This window comes from Pseudoalteromonas arabiensis (genome assembly GCF_001550155.1).
Lineage (GTDB): Bacteria > Pseudomonadota > Gammaproteobacteria > Enterobacterales > Alteromonadaceae > Pseudoalteromonas > Pseudoalteromonas arabiensis.
Genome location: NZ_LRUF01000011.1, coordinates 102,035 through 121,881, shown reverse-complemented (window position 1 = coordinate 121,881; position 19,847 = coordinate 102,035). Strand labels below are relative to the sequence as shown.

The 19,847-nt window shown below is 42.2% G+C and carries 20 protein-coding genes; 7 read left to right on the top strand and 13 right to left on the bottom strand.

Annotation, left to right across the window (positions count from 1 at the left end):
• Complete coding sequence (gene tuf, locus PAARA_RS07175) at positions 1 to 1,185, top strand: elongation factor Tu (RefSeq protein ID WP_062567544.1); 1,185 nt, start codon at positions 1 to 3, stop codon at positions 1,183 to 1,185.
• 73 nt (positions 1,186 to 1,258) lie between these two features.
• Here the strand turns inward: tuf and PAARA_RS07170 are convergent, their stop codons facing one another.
• The 7 genes from PAARA_RS07170 to PAARA_RS07145 all read right to left on the bottom strand — a co-directional run bounded on the left by PAARA_RS07170 (position 1,259) and on the right by PAARA_RS07145 (position 7,589).
• Complete coding sequence (locus PAARA_RS07170; RefSeq protein WP_062568383.1) at positions 1,259 to 2,134, bottom strand: hypothetical protein; 876 nt, start codon at positions 2,132 to 2,134, stop codon at positions 1,259 to 1,261.
• Positions 2,135 to 2,258: 124 nt separating this feature from the next.
• Positions 2,259 to 3,452 carry a dipeptidase gene (locus tag PAARA_RS07165; protein ID WP_062568382.1) on the bottom strand — a complete coding sequence of 398 codons (1,194 nt, stop codon included), beginning with the start codon at positions 3,450 to 3,452 and terminating at the stop codon, positions 2,259 to 2,261.
• A gap of 59 nt (positions 3,453 to 3,511) precedes the next feature.
• Positions 3,512 to 3,769 (bottom strand): YheU family protein, encoded by a 258-nt coding sequence (locus PAARA_RS07160; protein WP_062568381.1) that lies wholly within the window; start codon positions 3,767 to 3,769, stop codon positions 3,512 to 3,514.
• A complete protein-coding gene (locus PAARA_RS07155; protein WP_062568380.1) occupies positions 3,766 to 4,746 on the bottom strand; it encodes a hydrolase in 981 nt (326 codons plus the stop codon). The genes PAARA_RS07160 and PAARA_RS07155 overlap by 4 nt, the downstream gene beginning before the upstream one ends.
• A gap of 142 nt (positions 4,747 to 4,888) precedes the next feature.
• Entirely contained in the window at positions 4,889 to 5,029 is a 141-nt protein-coding gene (locus PAARA_RS20375; protein ID WP_074989877.1) for a DUF3149 domain-containing protein, read from the bottom strand.
• A 237-nt stretch (positions 5,030 to 5,266) separates the two neighbouring features.
• On the bottom strand, positions 5,267 to 5,683 hold the full coding sequence (locus PAARA_RS07150; RefSeq protein WP_062568379.1) for a TIGR02444 family protein: 417 nt from the start codon (positions 5,681 to 5,683) through the stop codon (positions 5,267 to 5,269).
• Complete coding sequence (locus tag PAARA_RS07145) at positions 5,670 to 7,589, bottom strand: ATP-binding cassette domain-containing protein (protein ID WP_062568378.1); 1,920 nt, start codon at positions 7,587 to 7,589, stop codon at positions 5,670 to 5,672. The genes PAARA_RS07150 and PAARA_RS07145 overlap by 14 nt, the downstream gene beginning before the upstream one ends.
• A 129-nt stretch (positions 7,590 to 7,718) precedes the next feature.
• On the opposite strand from PAARA_RS07145, the gene PAARA_RS07140 reads away from it, so the two are divergent.
• Positions 7,719 to 7,922: a YheV family putative zinc ribbon protein gene (locus PAARA_RS07140; protein ID WP_062568377.1), complete on the top strand. Its 204-nt coding sequence runs from the start codon at positions 7,719 to 7,721 to the stop codon at positions 7,920 to 7,922.
• A 19-nt stretch (positions 7,923 to 7,941) separates the two neighbouring features.
• Here PAARA_RS07140 and PAARA_RS07135 read toward each other — a convergent pair whose 3' ends face one another.
• The gene (locus tag PAARA_RS07135; RefSeq protein WP_062568376.1) at positions 7,942 to 8,154 is read right to left on the bottom strand and encodes a SlyX family protein; all 213 of its coding nucleotides are present in this window, start codon (positions 8,152 to 8,154) and stop codon (positions 7,942 to 7,944) included.
• Entirely contained in the window at positions 8,141 to 9,139 is a 999-nt protein-coding gene (locus PAARA_RS07130) for a WD40 repeat domain-containing protein (RefSeq protein WP_062568375.1), read from the bottom strand. The genes PAARA_RS07135 and PAARA_RS07130 overlap by 14 nt, the downstream gene beginning before the upstream one ends.
• Positions 9,140 to 9,342: 203 nt before the next feature.
• Here PAARA_RS07130 and fkpA point away from each other — a divergent pair, with 203 nt between their 5' ends.
• Positions 9,343 to 10,098, top strand: coding sequence for an FKBP-type peptidyl-prolyl cis-trans isomerase (fkpA, locus tag PAARA_RS07125; protein WP_062568374.1), 756 nt, complete (start codon positions 9,343 to 9,345; stop codon positions 10,096 to 10,098).
• 54 nt (positions 10,099 to 10,152) lie between these two features.
• On the opposite strand, the gene PAARA_RS07120 is transcribed toward fkpA, so the two are convergent.
• Together PAARA_RS07120 and PAARA_RS07115 are read right to left on the bottom strand one after the other, a co-directional pair.
• On the bottom strand, positions 10,153 to 11,199 hold the full coding sequence (locus tag PAARA_RS07120; RefSeq protein WP_209438175.1) for a S66 peptidase family protein: 1,047 nt from the start codon (positions 11,197 to 11,199) through the stop codon (positions 10,153 to 10,155).
• 146 nt (positions 11,200 to 11,345) lie between these two features.
• Positions 11,346 to 11,816 carry an Rsd/AlgQ family anti-sigma factor gene (locus PAARA_RS07115; protein ID WP_062568372.1) on the bottom strand — a complete coding sequence of 157 codons (471 nt, stop codon included), beginning with the start codon at positions 11,814 to 11,816 and terminating at the stop codon, positions 11,346 to 11,348.
• A gap of 607 nt (positions 11,817 to 12,423) precedes the next feature.
• On the opposite strand from PAARA_RS07115, the gene hemE reads away from it, so the two are divergent.
• A complete protein-coding gene (gene hemE, locus PAARA_RS07110; protein ID WP_062568371.1) occupies positions 12,424 to 13,488 on the top strand; it encodes a uroporphyrinogen decarboxylase in 1,065 nt (354 codons plus the stop codon).
• Positions 13,489 to 13,534: 46 nt separating this feature from the next.
• On the opposite strand, the gene sthA is transcribed toward hemE, so the two are convergent.
• Both sthA and PAARA_RS07100 read right to left on the bottom strand, forming a co-directional pair.
• Entirely contained in the window at positions 13,535 to 14,965 is a 1,431-nt protein-coding gene (sthA, locus tag PAARA_RS07105; RefSeq protein ID WP_062568370.1) for a Si-specific NAD(P)(+) transhydrogenase, read from the bottom strand.
• A 13-nt stretch (positions 14,966 to 14,978) separates the two neighbouring features.
• Complete coding sequence (locus PAARA_RS07100) at positions 14,979 to 16,112, bottom strand: acyl-CoA desaturase (RefSeq protein ID WP_062568369.1); 1,134 nt, start codon at positions 16,110 to 16,112, stop codon at positions 14,979 to 14,981.
• 116 nt (positions 16,113 to 16,228) lie between these two features.
• Between PAARA_RS07100 and fabR the strand changes: the two genes are divergently transcribed.
• The 3 genes from fabR (at position 16,229) to leuB (ending at position 19,838) form a co-directional block, all read left to right on the top strand.
• The gene (gene fabR / locus PAARA_RS07095) at positions 16,229 to 16,855 is read left to right on the top strand and encodes an HTH-type transcriptional repressor FabR (RefSeq protein ID WP_062568368.1); all 627 of its coding nucleotides are present in this window, start codon (positions 16,229 to 16,231) and stop codon (positions 16,853 to 16,855) included.
• A 362-nt stretch (positions 16,856 to 17,217) separates the two neighbouring features.
• Complete coding sequence (gene leuA / locus PAARA_RS07090; RefSeq protein ID WP_062568367.1) at positions 17,218 to 18,765, top strand: 2-isopropylmalate synthase; 1,548 nt, start codon at positions 17,218 to 17,220, stop codon at positions 18,763 to 18,765.
• Positions 18,762 to 19,838 carry a 3-isopropylmalate dehydrogenase gene (leuB, locus tag PAARA_RS07085; RefSeq protein WP_062568366.1) on the top strand — a complete coding sequence of 359 codons (1,077 nt, stop codon included), beginning with the start codon at positions 18,762 to 18,764 and terminating at the stop codon, positions 19,836 to 19,838. The genes leuA and leuB overlap by 4 nt, the downstream gene beginning before the upstream one ends.
• The last annotated feature ends 9 nt before the right edge of the window (positions 19,839 to 19,847 follow it).

Here is a 19,847-nt window from a genome sequence, read left to right as displayed (position 1 = left end):
ATGGCAAAAGAAAAGTTTGAACGCGTAAAACCGCACGTAAACGTAGGTACAATCGGCCACGTTGACCACGGTAAAACTACCCTAACTGCAGCAATCACTAACGTACTTGCAAAAGTATACGGTGGTGTAGCGAAAGACTTCGCATCAATCGATAACGCTCCAGAAGAGCGTGAGCGTGGTATCACAATCTCAACTTCACACGTTGAGTACGATACACCAACTCGTCACTACGCACACGTAGACTGTCCAGGACACGCCGATTATGTTAAAAACATGATCACAGGTGCTGCTCAAATGGACGGCGCAATCCTAGTAGTTGCTGCGACTGACGGTCCTATGCCACAAACTCGTGAGCACATCCTACTTTCTCGTCAGGTTGGTGTACCTTACATCATCGTATTCATGAACAAATGTGACATGGTTGACGACGAAGAGCTACTTGAGCTAGTTGAGATGGAAGTTCGTGAACTTCTTTCTGAGTACGACTTCCCAGGTGATGACTTACCACTAATCCAAGGTTCTGCGCTTAAAGCGTTAGAAGGCGAGAAAGAGTGGGAAGACAAAATCGTTGAGCTTGCAGAAGCACTAGATTCTTACATCCCAGAGCCAGAGCGTGACATCGATAAGCCATTCATCATGCCTATCGAAGACGTATTCTCAATCCAAGGTCGTGGTACAGTTGTAACTGGCCGTGTTGAAGCTGGTATCATCAACGTGAATGACGAAGTTGAAATCGTAGGTATCAAAGAAACTACGAAGACAACGTGTACAGGTGTTGAGATGTTCCGTAAGCTTCTAGACGAAGGTCGTGCGGGTGAGAACATCGGTGCACTTCTACGTGGTACTAAGCGTGAAGACGTTGAACGTGGTCAAGTACTAGCGAAGCCTGGTTCAATCACTCCACACACGAAGTTCACTTCAGAAGTATACGTACTTTCTAAAGATGAAGGTGGTCGTCACACGCCATTCTTCAAAGGTTACCGTCCACAGTTCTACTTCCGTACAACTGACGTAACAGGTGACGTACAGTTACCAGACGGCGTTGAAATGGTAATGCCTGGTGACAACATCAAGATGACTGTAGAGCTAATCGCTCCAATCGCGATGGACGAAGGTTTACGCTTCGCTATCCGTGAAGGTGGCCGTACAGTTGGTGCTGGTGTTGTAGCTACAATCGTAGAATAATCTACAGATTGCAGTAACACTGTGAAAAAGGTCGCTTAGGCGGCCTTTTTTAATGCCTAACAGAACGTTTTAGCTACTGCTCGATAAATTTATTGAGCTCATCTCTTAAGTGCGGGTGCTTAAGGTTATTAGTCATAGCATTCGCCACTTTACTATCACCATTGGATTCTAGCATATGGATGCGCTGTGCCAGAGTCGTCGCTAATTGGGTTTTTCCCAACTGCTTGGCGCGGAAAAACTGCGCCACTAATGCACTTGCTGAAAGATTTTTAACGTACTCATTCGCATCATTTAATAACAGCTTTTGAAAATAGTCGGCTAGTTTAGGTGAAACTGCATCTAAGTGAGATAAATTCTCCAATGCTTGAATGCGTATCTTAGGCTCGTTTGTATACTCACTGATGCTTATCATGGCATCAATGGCCGAGGATTCCTGTGTATCATCCAAGTCTCGTCTCAGCATACCTAAGGTCATTTTGAGTTGTCCATAAGCTGCTAGGCGATCATCGTCGGTATTACTCATGTTTAATAACGCTGTAAATGCATCATTAATCGATTTATTCGCATAGTTCGGATCGGCTTTTATACGCTGTCGATAATCTTCAGGTAAATGTCGGAACCAATTTACGGAAGGATTTCTTTTCGTTGCTTCTGCGATACGTGCTTTTTCACGCTCTTCGATGACTTGTTTTACTTTTGATTCGATAAGCGAAGGCTCAATCGTGGGCGTTCTATTTTCAAGCTCGTTAATACGTGTCTCTAAGTCAAGAATATAACCATGTAGAGCAACGAGGTTTTCTCTATCTTGTTTGGGAATAATTGAATCATCGATAGTAAAGGGAAGTGAGCTAGGAGCACGTTGCTTATCTACACTGAAATGGTTGTAAACCGTTAGTCCAAGCGCAGTGCTTGCCAAAACAAGTGCAATATTTCCTTGCCAAGTCGACATATCACATCATCCAAGTTGCTTTGTAATACCAGCAGATTAAAACAGGCAATTAGTATGATCAATCACTTGTACTGATAAAAACAAAAAGCGCAGTGAGTACTGCGCTTTGATTAGTGATTAAAAGTTAGTGCGCTTTTGCATACGCTTCAGCTTGTTGCCAAACACGTAACATATTGCCACTTAGAATCTTTTTAATATCTTTATTGCTGTAGCCTCTATCCATAAGCCCTTGAACAAGGTTAGGGTAGCTTGCTACATCTTTTAAGCCAGTAGGTAGAGAGTCGCCTACACCATCGTAGTCAGAGCCAATACCAACATAATCAATACCAATGAGCTCAACGACATGGTCGATGTGATCTAGCACCTGCTCAAGGCTTGCATAAGGGAATGGGTTTTTAGCACGATAAGCTGCGTCAAAATCTTTGCTTAGCTTAGTACCGTCTTTTTTCTTATCGGCTTTTGCTGATTTTAGTTGGTCATACCAAGAGCCAGCTTGTGCTGTCACAAAGCTTGAACCAAAGTTGATTTGAATAACGCCGCCATTCTTTTTCAGTGCTAATAGCATGTCATCATTCATATTACGCTCAAAGCCAGGCGTATATTTACGAAGTGAAGAGTGTGATGCAATCACAGGGACTTTTGAAATTTCCATTACTTGATAAAATGCATCATCAGAAATATGTGAAACATCTACCAACATACCTATGTTATTCATTTCTTTGACTAACTCTTTACCGAATGGACTCAGGCCTTTCCATTTACGGCGGATATCATAAGATGAGTCAGAAATGTGGTTGCTCTGTGAGTGTGCAAGGGTGATGTAACGTACACCACGATCATAAAAATGCTTAAGGTTTTTCATCTCACCTTCAATCGGCGAGCCGTTTTCCATACCCATTGCAATCGACATTTTGCCTTGTTTAAACTGCGCTTTGATATCGGCGGTTGAATCTGCAATAGCAAACTTATCAGGAGCACGTTGCACAATGGCTTCCATACTATCAATCAGCTGATTAGCAAGTTGGTAGCTTTTCCCTTTGCCTTCAAATTCTAGGTTTGCAGGAATATAAATCGACATAAAAGGAGCGTTTAAACCTCCTTGTACTGCGCGTGGGTAGTCAAAATCGCCGTCATCGGTGGCTTTTGTTACATCAGCCCACTTATTATGAATGCGATAAGGAACATCGATATGGGTGTCGATTAAAATAGTGTCTTTTGCCAGTTTTATGGCTTTGTCTGATGCAGTAGCCTGTTCAGCGTGTGCTTGGCTAATTAAAGCCAGCGAAACGGCGGCAACCAATGAGCTTAGTTTTTTCATTTTTAATGGCTCTTTAAGTTAAAAAGCCATTGTGAAGGGTTACAGTATAACTTACAAGTTTAGTCGTTAAACGACGCCTGATACTCAGGATCAGCTTGCAGAGCAATGAATTCAGCTTTCGATATTATTGTTACCGATTCATGTAACTCAGAAAAAAACACCATCGCTTCACCACTTTTAAGCTGTTGATGAACCTGCGCAACTTTATTTTCAATACTTACCTCTTGCTCACCATAATCGGTGCCTTCACGTAGCACATAGCTTTCAATTAAGTTATATAGCGTGTCTTTATCAATTTGTTCATGAGGGATGATCATAACTGCTCTTTTTTAACGATCTGTGTGAAGTAGCTAGGCACTATGTGCTCTAACCAATAAACAGGCTTAAATGGGTTATTACCACTAATAAAGCCTACGTGTCCGCCTTTATCTGACACCCGCAGAGTAACATAGTCACTGACATCTGTACCATTAGGTACTGCTTTAACTGATAGCATGGGGTCATCTTTAGCATGTACGATTAAAGTCGGTGTCGCGATTGTTTTTAGATAAGGTTTAGCACTGGCTTGTTGATAATAATCTTCTGCCCCTGAAAAGCCATGTAAGGGGGCGGTCAGCATGTCGTCAAACTGCCATAAGTCATTAATCGACTTTAACTTTTCAGGTGTTAGATTTATTTGTTGCTGAATTTGTGGCAACTTTCTTTGCATTGATTTTTTCATGCGATCAAGCAGGTATTTTTGGTATATCTTGCACAAACTTTTACGAATAATTTCACACGAGGCAGACAAGTCAAATGGCGCCGATACTACCGCAGCGCCAGTTAAGTGTGAGGATTGGCCTTGTTCACCTAAGTATTTAGCTAAGACATTGCCACCTAAAGAAAAACCGACGGCAAATAATGGGCGAGAAGGAAATTTGCCTTTCAAATAATTAATAAAAAAGCGCAGGTCTTCAGTTTCACCACTATGATAGGCACGAGCCAATCGATTAACTTCCCGTGAGCAGTTGCGAAAATGCATAAGCACAACCGCAAACCCTTGCTGCTTTAGTTTTTTCATCATGCCTTTGGCATAAAAGCTATTTATATTGCCTTCAAGCCCGTGCAATACAATTGCCAGTGGTGCGTGGTCATTGTGGGGTTGTGCCCATGCAAGCTCTAAGAAATCACCATCTGGAGTGTTGAGTGTCGATAAGTTGTAACGTGTTTTATGAAAAGGGCGAAAAAAGCGCGGCATTATGGTTTGTAAATGACGATTGCGCATCCACCACGCAGGTTTAAACTCAGGTAACATAGTTGACACTTTAAAGACAAAACAAGCGCCTATTGTAGCAAGTTTTTGCTTTTTTAGAACAGTTTAACGATTTTGGCTTATGCAAATAAAAAGCCCCTAAACAATAAAATTGGATAGGGGCTTTGTGCGTCGTGCTTAATTCTTACTTAGGAACTTCAGCGTCGTGTACTTTTTTAATGAAATACCCGACGTAAAAAAGGCATAAAACGATAACAACTGCCAAAATGCCAAATGACATAAATAAGACTGGGTCGCTAAAAAAATCTCTAAAGAATACGTTCATGGTTGTGCCTCCTAATGTCTATGGGTTAATCATAGGCTGGCTTGGCATAGCCTGACATGATCCAGATCAAGCTATTTTCCTGAAGCTACACAAGGCGATTTAGAAGTTGATTTGGATCAAGTTTACTGAGTCTAAGTTATTAGTACTCGCCTTTATTCGAGCGAGAGCGTTATTTTATTGCTGTGAAATTTTACGGGGTAAGGTAGTGGTGATATGAGTTGGGTTTGCTAATCACCTTTATCTTATATACAACTTTAAATTATCTGCTTTTGGGTTTGATGTAAGTGTGCAAGTATTCACGCTATCAATGAGCATTTGCTGCTGTTGTTTTTCGAGCTTGAGTTCTGCACTGAGTAATTCTTTACGAATTGTGGTGTAGTCAGCAATTTCGCTTTGATTAGCTTTTAGATAGGCGCGAGCCGTGCGTAGAGGTTTTAATACCTGCTGGTCAAACTCACCAATGCATAACTCAAGCTGATTAAGTTGAGATTCGTTTAAAGCAAGCTCAAGAGAATCTAAATAATAAAGCAACAAGCACACATTCACATTTTTGCCTTGCTGGTTTTGATAACCTAACAGCCGTGTTTGCATGCCTTCTTCATCATAAAGTCGACACGCAAACTGCCAAAATGCTTCGCTATTAAGCGGTTTCATCGGCGAAGGCCTGTTCTTTTTCTTCGAGTTCTTCCAGCGCCATCAATAATTCTTCTTCAACGGCATTTAGTTTTGGGGTTAACTCAGCTTGCTTTGCTAGTAACTTTGTTAGCTTCGCTTTATTGTCGTCATTATATAAATCATTGTCGCCGAGCGCAGTTTCAACTTCACTAAGCTCTGTTGCGTACTTATCGAGCTGCTTTTCAAGCGTGTCGATTTGTTTTTTTAATGGCTGCACTGACTTTCTAAACTCAGCTTCTAAGCGCTTTTGTTCCTTGCGGTTTACACTTGAATGAGCTTTTGTTGCATTGTCTTCTGGTGTTTTTGCCGCTTCTTTATTCGCATTGAGTAGCCACTGGTAATAAGCATCAAGGTCGTAGCCAAATTGCGTGACTTCGCCGTTATCAACAAGGTAATACTCATCGGCGGTATTTTTTAGCATATGGCGGTCGTGCGATACGGTAACCATCGCACCTTCAAATCCCTGTAGTGCCATGACAAGAGCATGTCGCATTTCTAAATCTAGGTGGTTGGTAGGCTCATCCAGTAACAGTAAGTTAGGTTTTTGATATACCAACATAGCCAGCACTAAACGTGCTTTTTCACCCCCCGAAAATGGCGCAACTGGCTCAAGGGCTTTATCACCAATGAAGGCAAAGCCCCCTAAAAAGTCGCGCAGTGATTGCTCTGTTGCTTGCGGATTTAAACGTTGTAAATGCGTAACAGCACTGGCTGTTAAATCAAGAGACTCCAGTTGGTGCTGCGCAAAGTAACCAATATTTAAGCCTTGATGCTGGAACACTTCGCCCGCTTGTGGGTCAAGTTCACCTGCTAGCAGCTTGATAAGTGTAGACTTACCCGCACCATTTCGACCAAGCAGGGCAATACGGCTACCTGGTACTAGGTTTAGCTTAATACTATGTAGAATAGTGATGTCGCCATAGCCCGCTTTGGCTTGGTCGAGTGTCATCAAGGGGTTTGGCAGCGCAGTGGGGTCTGCAAATTCAAAATCGAAAGGGGAGTCGGCATGCGCAGGCGCTAGTTTTTCCATTCGCTCTAAGGCTTTTACGCGGCTTTGTGCTTGTTTTGCTTTACTGGCTTTAGCCTTAAAGCGTGTAATAAACTTTTCTAGATGAGCGATTTGTTCTTGTTGTTTTTCGAACATAGCTTGCTGTTGCAGTAAACGCTCCGCTTTTTGGCGTTCGAATTGCGAGTAGTGGCCTTTGTAAACATTAATTTTTTGCTGATCGATGTGCCAAATTTGATCAACCACCGCGTCTAAGAATTCACGGTCGTGAGAAATCAGTACTAGGGTGCCAGTATAGGCGCGTAAAAAGCGCTCTAACCAGTATACGGCATCGAGATCTAAGTGGTTGGTTGGTTCATCTAACAGCAATAAGTCTGCGTCACGAATAAGCGCTTGAGCCAAGTTTAGACGCATACGCCACCCACCTGAAAAGGCGCTGACAGGGTTGTCTATTTGCTCATTACTAAAACCTAAGCCATGTAGCAGTTCACCTGCTTTGGCTTCGATGCTATAACCTTGAATATGTTCAAGGCCGATATGCGCTTTGGCTTGTGCTGCGCCATCGTCATTTTTTTCAGCTTCTCGGAGTGCGATTCTGAGCGCATAATACTCAGGGTGGCCTTGCAAAACATAATCAAGCGCACTTATTTCCAGTGCCGGTGTTTCTTGTTTAACAGAGGCGATGGACCAATCTTTAGGGATGCTGCATTCACCCGCATCGAGCTGCAACTCAGACTTTAGCAAACTAAACAGTGTTGACTTACCACAACCATTAGCCCCAACAAGACCAACTTTATGTTCAGGGAAAAGTGTGGCGCTGGCTCCTTTAAGGAGTGCTTTACCACCACGAAGTAGTTCGATATCTGAGATTTGGATCATTGAAAAATACTATGCTGAGTCCTAGTTAAGTTGCGTTATCATAACACGGATCCTATAAGGCTTCGCAATCGTATCAAACAGAGAATTATTAGGCTAAAATAGCGGCCTACATGCCACGGGAGATCACTTATGAGACAAAAAAAACGCTTTATTGCTGGTGCGTCATGCCCAGAATGTGGGGCTATGGATACCATGATGCTTTATAAAGAGCATGATGTCGAAAAAGTGGAGTGTGTACAGTGTGGCCATAAAATGACCCAGCCAGAGAAAGCTGTGCAAGCTTCAACACGTCAATTTGAACAGGTAATTGGGGTATTTAAGCCGGGTGATTAACCCGGCCATTATTGTATGCTTAGTAATGTGGCGGAGGCGGCTCTTGTAACTGTGACATAAGAGAAGGCTGTTGCGCCTCTTTAATTTTTTCTGCGAGCAACTCGGTTTGGCGCTTCATTTTTGCCAATTGCTGTTGGTGCGCTTTAAGCTCATCATTCAATATTTCAATTGTTTCATCTTGAAAGGCGACTTTCGCTTCAAGTTCCATGAGACGATCTTCAATTGTATTCATTCGATTCTCTTAAATTAAAACTTTCAGCGAATCCGCTGGAGCTTTCGGTTAATAACGCTTGGTTGTTATCTGTAAACGCAACATCTAACACCACGGCTGATTTTGGGCGACTGCCTTCACGAGGGAGTACTTGCCACGTTTGTAATTTTTTACCAGAGTCCAGTTGCCATAAATCCACGAGTCGATTCGGTGAACCGGTTGCAATTAAGGTGCCTTGATCATTAAAGCGCACGGCGGTAAAAATTTTCTGACGCGCAATATACGCCAGTTTGCTAACAAGATCACCTGTAGTCAGTTGCCATACATTTGCTTGCTTCATACTATCTGCTGTAAATGCATATCGACCCTGTGGATCAAGCGCAACCTGAGTGACACGAGTCGGGTGATTAAAGCGGTGGATTACTTGCCCTGTGCGAGTATCCCAAAAGTAAGCTACGTAATCATTTGAGCCACTAATTGCATAGTGGCCATTGGGAGATAGATCAACAACGTTGACTTTTTCTTGATGACCGAGGAACTCTATACGCCTTCCGGTTTCTAAGTCGAGGTAAACGACTACACCGTCGGCGCGGCCATATAAAACGCTACGCCCTTGGTTACTTATGGCGATATCTCTAATTGTTGAGGCATGTATTTTATAGTAGCCCGTGTTTTCACCGGTGCTAATGTCCCATACTGCAAATGTGGACTTTTCAGCGGTGACTGCATGGCTATTGTCGTAAGAGATTGCCACTGTATGCACAAGGCTATCTTGAGCTTGTTGTTGAAACCATTGGTATTTTAATACCTGCTGTTGATTATCCCACAGCGCGACCCCATGGTGTATTGATGAGATCAAGCTGTATTTGCCATCATGCGAAAGAGCAGATGCAAACGCACCTTTAGCCGCATGTTCATATCGTTCAGCGGATTGCTCATGTTGCTCAGTGCACGCAACAACTAAGCCAAAGCTTAGTAGATATAAAAAAGTACGAAATATCGACATATTACAGGTATTTCCCCTTAACTCTTAGTGATTGAGAGGTTAGACTAGGGCTCGTTAAAAGCCAAGGTTGTTAGTCTAATCACTAGATTATGCGTTTGCATAAAGTTTAGTTATTAGACAAGCAGCCTACCATAATAGGTCGTTAACCTTTAACTAGTAATAATACAATAATTGACAACTGCAAAGTGTGTCGGAGATATAAAATGAGAAAGACGATTAAATTGTCATTGATTGCAGCGTCAGTTTTAGCGCTAACAGCTTGTAATCAAGAAGCAAAAAAAGAACAGCAAGCTGAAGTTAAACTAGAGACTGAAGCACAACAACAAGCCTACGGTATCGGTGCATCTGTTGGTAACTTCTTAAACCAAGATTTAGCTGATAAAAAAGAGCTAGGTATTGAGTTAGACGAAGCGCTATTAAAGCGTGGCTTTGAAGATGCCCTTGCTGGTAACGCTAAACTAGACGATGAAAAAATTCGTGAAGTGTTAACTGCACTTGATCAAAGCATGCGTACTAAGCAAGAAGAAAAAGCAAAAGTAGAAGCTGAAAAAAGCAAAGCTGAAGGTGAAAAGTTCTTAGCTGAAAACGCGAAGAAAGAAGGTGTTACTGTTACTGAGTCTGGCTTACAGTACGAAGTGATCACTGAAGGTGAAGGCGAAAAACCAGTAGCAACTGACGTTGTAAAAGTACATTACAAAGGTACTTTACTTGATGGCACTGAGTTTGATAGCTCATACTCACGTAACGAACCTACAACTTTCCCACTTAATCGTGTGATCCCAGGTTGGACTGAAGGTTTACAATTAATGCCAGTTGGCTCTAAATACAAGTTCACAATCCCATCTGAACTTGCATACGGCGAGCGTGATCTTGGTAAGATCCCTGCTAATTCAACATTGGTTTTTGAAGTAGAATTACTTGAAATCCAAGACGAAGAAAAAGCAGCTGCTGCAGAGTAATTTATTACTCAGAAGAAAAGGGCCTCATGGCCCTTTTTTTTGTACTTCACTCATCTAGCTAAATACAGTTTCCCTCATTTTTAGCGTACCCTTGTTAGCATCAAGTTCAATTAACGCACCCACAGGTAAAATAAATTGGCGTTTAATATGGCCTATCATTGCACCGCGATAAGCGGGAATGCCTAATGGTTTAATATAATCTGCAAAAATATCATCAAGTGTTAACGAGCCATAACCACGACTTGGCTTGCACTCATTACAATCACCAAATACAAAACCCGCAATCTTATCAAGTGCACCCATGAGCTTTAATGTGCTCATCATACGGTCAATTCGATACGGTGCTTCATCAATATCTTCTAAAAACAAAATGGCCCCGTTAAAGTCGGGAAGGTAATCAGAACCGGCCAAAGCGGTGAGTACTGTCAAGTTTCCACCGATTAAGCGACCCGTCGCCTTACCAGGTGTGATAGTTTGAGTCAGGTACTTGGTATTTACCAGCTCATCGTCTGCTTTGGGTAAATTTTGATAATGCATGTGCTTTCGTGCTTCGAACAGGCTTTTAAATTGCTCTACATGAAATGGATTCCATTCACTAGATGCGTTCGGACCATGAAAACTAATCATGCCAGTTTTGGCAAGCAGTGCGTTATGTAAAGCGGTGATATCTGAGTAGCCCATGAGCGGCTTAGGGTTGTTGCGGATCATGGTGTAGTCGAGCAAAGGTAAAATACGGGCTGCACCTGAACCACCACGCAAACAAAAAATAGCACTGACATCCGTATCGCTAAACAAGTTATTTAGATCGTTGGCTCGCATGGCATCTGTTCCAGCTAAATGCCCTCGTCTTGCCAGAATATTAGGCGCCAGCCTTGCTTTATAACCCAGTGCTTCAATCACCCCTTTTGCTAGTATGATGTCAGCATGTTCGGCGGTTGCCGCAGCAGGACTACAGACACCGATAGTGCCTCCCTTTGTAAGTGCTTTTGGCTTAATTAAAGTGTGGCCACTGCTATTCTGTGCGGCCATTAAGGGAGTTGATGTTAGGCTTGCAGCTGCTGCAAGGATTGAAAGTGACTTTAAAAATGACCGTTTATGCATGGCGAACCTCATGTTTTTATAGTATGAGTATCGCATCTAAATATTTATTTCAAATATTTTTGTTTTGATGGAATAATTGATTCTTTAAAGGAAGGCAAAAAGAGGCATTCAGCAGAGAATTTACTCTCTGCTGCTGTGAAGTTGCACTAGCTAGTATGATTTGAATATAAGTTATCGATTAACTCATCTTCTAATTCAAAGCGTAGCTCAAGTGCTTCGCCTAGGGCAGATAAGTCTTTATCAAACTCATCCAGTAAATCATCTTTATCTACTTCAGCATATTTATCGTTAAAGTCGAGTGCGATGTCAGTTGTTTCTGAAATACGTGGATAAAGCGCACTGGCAAGCTTTTGGCTTTCTGGGCCTTTCTCTTCACATGCTTTTGCAATGTCATCGTAAATTTCAAAATGACCAGCAGATAAGTAGTCCATTAAAATTTGACAAAAATTTTGGATTTGTAGTTGATCTGGAAGGGCGTGATCTTTCTTTTCATACGGTGAAAAGCCCGCTATACGACAGAATAGCACAAGTAATTCTTGGCGCTCTGTGAGCCACTTATCGATAACAGAGTGGCTTCCACCCCATTTTTGTTGAGCTTTTTCCAAACGCGTCAGCATATTTCATCTCCTCGCTGAGTTGGTTTCCTTTTTATATAAAAAGGAAATATGACACAAAGATCAACTAATTCTTCGTGCTTAGTTACAACAAACTGTTAAAAGCCAACCTAGAAACACAAGACAGCATATTGTTATATGAAAATGCGTGTCGTAATAGGTTAGGTCAATTTTGCTTTAACAGCAGTGTATGGGAAATAATTAAAAACTACTAGTGTTAATTTTTAACGTTGAAAATACTGAGGTGATTGTATAAATCAATGATTCAGAAAAGAAAAAACCACCAAAATTGGTGGTTTAATTCTTTTTCTAGACTTGTTAAAACAAGCTTTCTTATTGTTATGGGAAGATTTTTGTTCTTATTGTTATAAGATTTTTATTATTGTTTTTGTTAACGCGGGATAAGTTATACCAAGCTTTTTTCTTTGTTGCAAATTTATTAATGAAAAGTTTTAAAAATATTTTTTTTCGTATAAAGCCTGTTCTGTTTGATGGAGTAAGTTTAAAAATCGTGATCTATATCTAGGCTTGGTTATCTATCCATAGTGGGTCGCGTAATATGGTGATACAATCACCAGCAAAATTTCATTCAGTTCTAGGACCTATACGCATGAGCGAATTAAAAAACGACCGTTATTTACGTGCACTACAAAAACAACCTGTTGATGTCACTCCGGTATGGATGATGCGCCAAGCTGGCCGTTATTTACCTGAGTACCGTGCTACACGTGCCCAAGCAGGCGACTTTATGAGTTTATGTAAAAACGCTGAACTTGCTTGTGAAGTAACGTTACAGCCTTTACGTCGTTATCCGCTTGATGCTGCAATTCTATTTAGTGATATTTTAACTATTCCAGATGCAATGGGCTTAGGTCTTTATTTTGAAACGGGTGAAGGTCCTAAATTTGAACGTCCGATTTCTTCTTTAGCTGATGTTAAAAAAATCCCAAATATCGATCCAACTGATGAGCTTGGTTATGTGATGAATGCGGTAAGCACGATTCGTCGCGAACTAAAAGGTGAAGTACCACTGATTGGTTTCTCTGGGTCACCTTGGACACTTGCCACATACATGGTTGAAGGTGGTAGCAGTAAAACATTCGGTAAAATCAAGAAAATGGCGTTTGCTGAGCCGCAAACACTGCACTTATTACTTGATAAATTAGCTGACTCAGTCATTGACTATTTAAACGCGCAAGTAAAAGCGGGTGCGCAATCGTTAATGGTATTTGACTCATGGGGTGGAGTATTAAGCCCACGTGATTACAATGAGTTTTCATTACAATACATGCATAAGATTGTTGATGGCTTAATTCGCGAGCATGATGGCCGTAAAGTGCCAGTGACGTTATTTACTAAAAATGGCGGTCAGTGGATTGAAGCAATCGCAGCAACGGGCTGTGATGCAGTAGGTCTAGATTGGACAATTAATATTGGTGATGCTAAGCGTCGTGTTGGTGATAATGTAGCACTACAAGGTAACATGGACCCTGCCATGCTACATGGTACGCCTGAGCGTATTCGTCAAGAAGTCGCGACTATTCTAGAAGACTTTGGTACAGGCTCTGGTCATGTGTTCAACTTAGGTCACGGTATTACACCAGATGTTGACCCTGAAAATGCGGGTGTGTTTATTAACGCAGTGCATGAGTTCAGCGCTAAGTATCACAAATAAGCTAAAAGCGAATGACAAAAAAAGCCCGCATTAAGCGGGCTTTTTGTTACTTAAACAAACGATTTAAACCATTTAATGCCGCGACTCGGTAGGCTTCTGCCATGGTTGGGTAGTTAAACGTGGTATTCACAAAGTAATCAATGTTATTGCCGCCGTTCTTTTGTTCCATAATCGCTTGGCCGATATGAACGATTTCAGAGGCACGCTCGCCAAAGCAATGCACGCCGAGCACTTCCTTGGTATCAACATGGAATAAAATCTTTAAACTACCTACTTCAGTGCCTGCTATTTGTGCACGCGCTAAATGTTTAAATTGGGCACGACCCACTTCGTATGGAATTTTAGCTGCGGTGAGCTCTTGTTCGGTTTTACCCACTGAGCTCATTTCAGGAATAGTATAAATCCCTGCGGGTATATCAATAATCAATTTTTCTTCGCAGTTACCACAGGCAATAGCATCAGCGGCGATTCGGCCTTGATCAAATGCCGCACTAGCAAGGCTTGGATAGCCAATAACATCACCAACAGCATAAATGTTATCGACTTCTGTTTGGTAAGTTTCATTCACTTTTAGCTGGCCACGACCATCTGCTTTTAGGCCAATAGCATCAAGGTTTAATGTATCGGTGTTACCCGTTCGACCATTGGCAAATAAAATACAGTCTGCTTTAACTCGCTTGCCTGATTTTAAGTGCATCACAACACAATCATCGCGAGTTTCTACTCTATCAAATTCTTCGTTATGACGAATAACGATACCGCTGTTCCAAAAGTGATAGCTTAGTGCATCGGAAATTTCTGCATCCATAAAGGCGAGTAAGCGATCGCGGGTATTCACTAGGTCAACTTTTGCGCCTAAACCTTTAAAAATAGAGGCGTATTCACAGCCAATCACACCTGCACCATAAATTAGTACACGGTGTGGGTCATGTTCAAGGCCTAAAATCGTGTCACTGTCGTAAATACGTGCATGATTAAAGTCAACGCCAGGTGGACGATATGGGCGAGAGCCTGTAGCAATGACAATTGTTTGCGCGGTAAGTGTTTCGTGCGAACCATCAAGGTGTGTAATCTTTACTGTGTGCTTGTCAACAAACTCAGCATCACCTTGATACATATGAATGCGGTTACGGTCATAAAAGCTACTACGTAAACTTGACTGCTTAGATATGACATTACTAGCGTGACGCAAAATATCAGGAAAAGTGAGGCGGTTCGGACGTTCACTGATATTAAACAAAGGATTGGCTTTATATTCTATATAACGGCTTACTGAGTGACGTAAGGCTTTTGATGGAATAGTGCCCCAGTGAACACAACCTCCGCCTACTGCTTCTTGGCGCTCAATAACTGCGACTTTTTTGTTACTCTTTGAAAGGTTCATGGCGGTACCTTCACCGCCAGGACCTGTCCCTATGATAATCGCATCATATTGATAAGATGGAGTATCTTTTTGCTTTACTTGTTGTTTGGCCACAGCCGCTCCTATATTAACTAAAAGAGGCTTTTAATAACCTCGCATTTAGTGCAAGCCAAGCCTGCTTTTGGTTTTCCCAAGCGGCTTCAAGCTCATGATATTGTGTCATTAATGCTGATTTTTCGCATTGTTTCATCATGTTATTCTTTTTGATTTCTAACACGCGTTTTTGCAGGGCACAGAAGTGTTGCAGCTTTTTCAGCAGTAAATCGTACTCAGATTGTAATAATGTAAGCTTATCTTGCGCTAAAGGCAATTTTGCAAGACGGCCTTGGGTTTTATTCATCAAGGTTTCTGCTTTGGCTTTTTCAATGCGCTCAACCGGTGTACGTTTTAATTTTGATGCAAGACCGACAGATGCGAGCGTGCGGATCATCCACTTGGTTGGGTCATAGTGATACCATTTAATACCATTGCGATAGTCACTGGCAAAAATATGGTGGAAATTATGATAGCCTTCACCATAAGTGAATAACGCTAAAAAGCCATTATCGCGTGCGGTATTTTTTTCGGTGTATGGGCGAGACCCCCATATATGGGCAACTGAATTGATAAAAAAGGTAAAATGCTGGCTTAATACTAAACGTAACAACCCTGCAAGTAGTAACATCCCCCACACATCACCGACCATTAATCCAAGCAAAAGAGGAATTCCAATATTGGTCGCTAACACTAATTTCATGTAGTGGCGGTGTTGCCACATAACGACTTTATTTTTCTGTAAGTCACGGCAATTACTATAATTTCCGTATTCCTCTCCTTGATAGTCTCGCAGCATCCAACCTATATGGCTGTACCAAAAGCCATTTGTTGCGGCATAAGGGTCTTTGATTGGATCATCAACTTGACCATGGTGAATACGGTGGTCGCTACTCCAATGAAGCGCACTATTTTGCAGCGCAAATGCACCACCCAAGGCGAATATAAATTCAATTACAGGGTGTGCATCATAGGCTTTGTGTGCCCATAAGCGGTGGTAACCTGCGGTGATAGATAATCCTGCGTAGAACATGCAAGCAACAAAAGCTATCCATTGCACAGTGGTGTATCCGTAACTAAATCCATACCAAGGAACAAGTGTAATGGCGGCCAAAAATGTCAGGCTAAAAAATAACACATTGGTCCAAATAATCGGTGGTTTTTTCATCATAATAAATCTCGGCGTACAGTTGTACGCTAAAATAGTGTTTCAAACTCTTCGCGTCAAGTATTAGACTGTCTCATTAACTTAAAAATCATTAAAAGTTCACCTTGGGAGTTTTCATGTCGGGTGTTAGAGCGCAACAGAAACAAAAAACACGACAAGCATTAATCGAAGCTGCATTTAATCAATTGAGTGCCGATCACAGCTTTTCTAATTTAAGTTTACGTGAAGTTGCTCGTGAAGCAGGGATTGCGCCAACCTCTTTTTATCGCCATTTTAAAGATATGAATGAACTTGGCTTGACCATGGTTGATGAAGCGGGGTTAACGCTTCGCCAGTTAATGCGCCAAGCCCGTCGGCGTATCGAAAGTGGTGGCAGTGTCATTACTACATCGATTGTTACTTTCATGGAATTTATTGATAACTCAAGTAACCAGTTCAGGTTGTTATTGCGTGAACGTTCGGGTACTTCAAAAGCGTTTCGTGCCGCGGTTGCTCGCGAGATAAAACATTTCATCTTGGAGCTTGCACATTACCTTGAAAGTGAAACGCCATGCGATGCCACCCATGCCTATATACAAGCGGAAGCGATGGTCACTTTAGTATTTAACGCAGGGGCAGAAGCGCTTGATATTGAAGGGCAGCAACGTGAAGAGTTGGTAGAACGTGTTATTTGGCAATTACGTTATATAGCCCGTGGTGCATTATTGTATGTTAGGGATAACGGTGGAAATGAAAAAAGTTAATCTAAGCAGGCCGTAAGCGTTACGTACTTTTTCTAACGACAACTAACCATTAAATTGTCATTTTTATCCTTTTTTTATTTGTTTTGTGAATTTTTATTTCTATATTTATGCCTTTGCATTGTGCTTAGTGAAAAAAATATGCTTGCAAGAGTGTGTGCTGGGTGTTAAAAATACAGCTCACTGAACACACATTTAGAAAATTAACATGCAAATGACACGTTTAATTACATTAACACTGAACCTCTTACTGCTTAAGCAAGTAGGTGGGGCTTAGTGTATTTGCATTTGTAAATATTATAAAACCCCGCAAACGCGGGGTTTTTTTTATCTCGCTAATGGGTCATTGGGAACGAGGACAGTTTATGAAAGATAAAGTTTGGATTTTTGATACAACGTTACGTGATGGTGAGCAAGCATTAAAAGCCAGCCTAACCGAAGACGACAAAATTCAGCTTGCGCATACCATTAGCCGCTTAAATGTGGATGTAATGGAAGTCGGTTTTCCGGTATCTAGTCCGGCAGACTTTCGCTCAGTACAGCGTATTGCAACTGAGGTGACAGGGCCGATTATTTGTGGCTTAGCACGTGCTGTAGCAAAAGATATTGAAGCTTGTGGTGAGGCACTTCGCCCTGCTGAGCAAGGCCGTATTCACACCTTTATAGCAACCAGTCCATTACACCTTGAACACAAATTACGAATGAGCTTAGACGATGCAACAGCGATGGCTGTTAAGTCGATTAAACTTGCGCGTAACTACACGGATGACGTCGAGTTTTCATGTGAAGATGCTGGTCGAACACCGCATTGGGATTTATGTCGCATCGTTGAAAGTGCCATTGATGCGGGTGCATCAACTATCAACTTACCTGACACCGTAGGTTATGTAACGCCAGACGAATACGCTGCGATGATCCACCACTTAATGAACAATGTGCCAAACATCGACAAGGCGCGTTTAAGTGTGCATTGCCACAACGATTTAGGTTTAGCGGTTGCGAACTCAATCGCTGCGGTGCAAGCCGGTGCTCGCCAAATCGAATGTACTATTAATGGTATTGGTGAGCGTGCAGGTAACTGCTCGCTTGAAGAAGTGGCGATGATCATGAAAATGCGTGAAGACCACTTAAAAGTTCACACTGACATTCGCAGTGAAGAAATTTACCGCGCTTCGCGCCAAGTCGCGAAGATTTGTAATATGCCAGTGCAACCAAACAAAGCCATTGTTGGTGAAAATGCCTTTGCACACAGCTCAGGTATTCACCAAGACGGCGTATTAAAAGCGCAAAATACTTACGAGATTATGTCGCCAGAAAGTGTCGGCGTACCCAATAACCAATTAAACATGACCTCGCGTTCCGGTCGTCATGTTATTGAGCATCGTTTAGAGGAGTTAGGCTATCAAAAATCGGATTACGATATGGATAGCTTGTACGCAAGCTTCTTAGCATTAGCAGACCAAAAAGGCACTGTCTATGACTACGACTTAGAAGCGATGATTTACTTTAATCAAATCAAAGATAAAGACGAGAAGTACCAACTTGAGTTTGTTAACTCTACGTCTAACTCGCAGTCAGTGGCGAGCTCAACAATCGGTATGACTATTGATGGCGAATCTAAGCAAGAGGCAGCGACAGGTAATGGTCCAGTTGAGGCATCATTCTTAGCAATTGAGCGCTTAACCGGTATATCGGTTGAGATGATTGAATACAACTTAGAAGCAACAGGCCAAGGTGCCAGCTCACTAGGGCAAGTGAACATTATCGCTAAATATGATGGTCGCCCATATCACGGCGCGGGCATTGCAGCGGATGTGGTTGAAGCGTCAGTACGCGCTATGATCCGCGTTTATAACTTAATTTATCGTGCACAAAAAGTGTCTGATTTAAAACAACAGAGGAAAGCAGGATGAGTCAATCGAATTACAGTATCGCAGTATTAGCAGGCGACGGGATTGGTCCAGAAGTTATGGCTGCAGCAGAAACCGTCTTGGATGCTGTAAGCGAAAAGTTTGGTTTTACTTTGACTCGTCATCACCACGCGATTGGTGGTGCTGCCATCGATGAGTTTGGTCAGGCACTGCCGCAAAGCACATTGAGCGCCTGCGAAAATGCTGATGCGATTTTATTTGGTTCGGTAGGCGGCCCTAAGTGGGAAAACTTACCACCGAACGAACAACCTGAGCGAGCGTCGCTGCTGCCACTGCGTAAGCATTTTGGTTTGTTCTGTAATTTACGCCCAGCACAATTATTACCTGCACTAAGTGCTGCATCACCGCTACGTGCAGATATCAGCGCACAAGGCTTTGATATCTTATGTGTGCGCGAGTTAACAGGCGGTATTTATTTTGGTGAAAAAGGCCGCAGTGGTGAAGGGGAGCAAGAAGCTGCTTTCGATACCCAAACATATTCACGTAAAGAAATTGAGCGTATCGCTCGTTTTGCCTTTGAAGCCGCTAAACTACGTAGCAATCATGTTACCTCGGTTGATAAAGCGAATGTGTTAGCGTCTAGTGTACTTTGGCGTGAAGTGGTCACTGAAGTGAGTAAAGACTACCCAGAAGTAAGCCTAGACTACATTTATGTTGATAATGCGGCGATGCAGTTAGTGAAACAGCCAAGCCAGTTTGATGTATTACTTTGCGATAATTTATTTGGCGACATTTTGTCTGATGAGTGCGCGATGATCACAGGCTCTATGGGCTTATTACCATCAGCGAGTTTAAATCAGTCTGGCTTTGGTTTATATGAGCCAGCGGGTGGCTCAGCACCTGATATTGCGGGTAAAGGGGTGGCAAACCCTATCGCACAAATTTTAAGTGCTGCGCTTATGCTGCGCTACTCATTAGGTCAAGATGAAGCGGCGCGTACCATTGAAAAAGCGGTAGCAGAAGCGGTTGAAGCAGGAGTTGGTACGCCAGATATCTACCCAAATGCAGGGTACACCACCAGTGATGTTGCTGCGGCAATTGTGGCACGTATTTAATTAAACATT

Bases quoted from the DNA above. Each gene is read 5' to 3' on its own strand.
- PAARA_RS07165 (WP_062568382.1), bottom strand. From the start codon at position 3,452: ATGAAAAAACTAAGCTCATTGGTTGCCGCCGTTTCGCTGGCTTTAATT.
- PAARA_RS07145 (WP_062568378.1), bottom strand. From the start codon at position 7,589: ATGATCCAAATCTCAGATATCGAACTACTTCGTGGTGGTAAAGCACTC.
- tuf (WP_062567544.1), top strand. From the start codon at position 1: ATGGCAAAAGAAAAGTTTGAACGCGTAAAACCGCACGTAAACGTAGGT.
- PAARA_RS07150 (WP_062568379.1), bottom strand. From the start codon at position 5,683: ATGAAACCGCTTAATAGCGAAGCATTTTGGCAGTTTGCGTGTCGACTT.
- hemE (WP_062568371.1), top strand. From the start codon at position 12,424: ATGAGCGAATTAAAAAACGACCGTTATTTACGTGCACTACAAAAACAA.
- PAARA_RS07100 (WP_062568369.1), bottom strand. From the start codon at position 16,112: ATGAAAAAACCACCGATTATTTGGACCAATGTGTTATTTTTTAGCCTG.
- PAARA_RS07160 (WP_062568381.1), bottom strand. From the start codon at position 3,769: ATGATCATCCCTCATGAACAAATTGATAAAGACACGCTATATAACTTA.
- leuB (WP_062568366.1), top strand. From the start codon at position 18,762: ATGAGTCAATCGAATTACAGTATCGCAGTATTAGCAGGCGACGGGATT.
- PAARA_RS20375 (WP_074989877.1), bottom strand. From the start codon at position 5,029: ATGAACGTATTCTTTAGAGATTTTTTTAGCGACCCAGTCTTATTTATG.
- PAARA_RS07155 (WP_062568380.1), bottom strand. From the start codon at position 4,746: ATGTTACCTGAGTTTAAACCTGCGTGGTGGATGCGCAATCGTCATTTA.
- PAARA_RS07130 (WP_062568375.1), bottom strand. From the start codon at position 9,139: ATGTCGATATTTCGTACTTTTTTATATCTACTAAGCTTTGGCTTAGTT.
- PAARA_RS07120 (WP_209438175.1), bottom strand. From the start codon at position 11,199: ATGCATAAACGGTCATTTTTAAAGTCACTTTCAATCCTTGCAGCAGCT.
- fkpA (WP_062568374.1), top strand. From the start codon at position 9,343: ATGAGAAAGACGATTAAATTGTCATTGATTGCAGCGTCAGTTTTAGCG.
- fabR (WP_062568368.1), top strand. From the start codon at position 16,229: ATGTCGGGTGTTAGAGCGCAACAGAAACAAAAAACACGACAAGCATTA.
- PAARA_RS07140 (WP_062568377.1), top strand. From the start codon at position 7,719: ATGAGACAAAAAAAACGCTTTATTGCTGGTGCGTCATGCCCAGAATGT.
- PAARA_RS07115 (WP_062568372.1), bottom strand. From the start codon at position 11,816: ATGCTGACGCGTTTGGAAAAAGCTCAACAAAAATGGGGTGGAAGCCAC.
- PAARA_RS07135 (WP_062568376.1), bottom strand. From the start codon at position 8,154: ATGAATACAATTGAAGATCGTCTCATGGAACTTGAAGCGAAAGTCGCC.
- leuA (WP_062568367.1), top strand. From the start codon at position 17,218: ATGAAAGATAAAGTTTGGATTTTTGATACAACGTTACGTGATGGTGAG.
- PAARA_RS07170 (WP_062568383.1), bottom strand. From the start codon at position 2,134: ATGTCGACTTGGCAAGGAAATATTGCACTTGTTTTGGCAAGCACTGCG.